We start from the raw sequence: 552 nt of genomic DNA, 5'->3' as shown, positions 1-552 counted from the left end.
AAAGGCCTTTACTTCTTTCGACTATGAAAAAATGCCAAGCAGACTTAGAACTATTTGCACTAGGAACAGAAAATAAAGAAGCCAAGCAGATATATGAAGAAAACAGTGAAAAACTACAAAAAGCGATTGATAACGTTACCCACATCTTAAAAAGTTGATTGTATGATCGGTTTTATAAGTTCATGGTTTATTTAAATAGTTACAAAAATATAGGAGGCAGATAAATGCCTCCTATAGCTCACCCAAAGAGTTATCAAACGTATTCCCAGTAAAAGGAGACTTTATATGTATATGTAGACTAAAGGGAAATTCAACTTGTCACGCCCCTTTTTAAAAAGAGTTGCTTTCAACTAAGTTACAAATCTTAGCCTCATTCTGAAATCATATGCTTGTACATATATTAGCCATAAACACATGATAAAAGGTGATGTATATTTTTCAGAAAATCACGGCTATTATTATAGGAAGTCTATTATTGAGTATCGGAATAAACGGCTTTTTAGTTCCCCATCATTTATTAGATGGAGGGATTACAGGCATTGCCCTCATCAT

The 552-nt window shown here is 33.2% G+C and carries 2 protein-coding genes; both read left to right on the top strand.

Going from position 1 to position 552, the window contains the following annotated elements; translation table 11 throughout:
* A partial coding sequence (locus ADA55_RS28445; protein WP_153246119.1) for a DUF1657 domain-containing protein occupies window positions 1-158 on the top strand: 158 nt, incomplete at its 5' end.
* Between the two features lie 269 nt (window positions 159-427).
* On the top strand, window positions 428-552 hold a 125-nt coding region (locus tag ADA55_RS28440), incomplete at its 3' end, for a YitT family protein (RefSeq protein ID WP_202188903.1).

This window comes from Bacillus sp. 220_BSPC, from assembly GCF_001054655.1.
GTDB classification, from domain to species: domain Bacteria; phylum Bacillota; class Bacilli; order Bacillales; family DSM-1321; genus Peribacillus; species Peribacillus frigoritolerans.
Note: the sequence above shows the minus strand (reverse complement) of the source record. Positions and strands in the feature narration are given on the sequence as shown.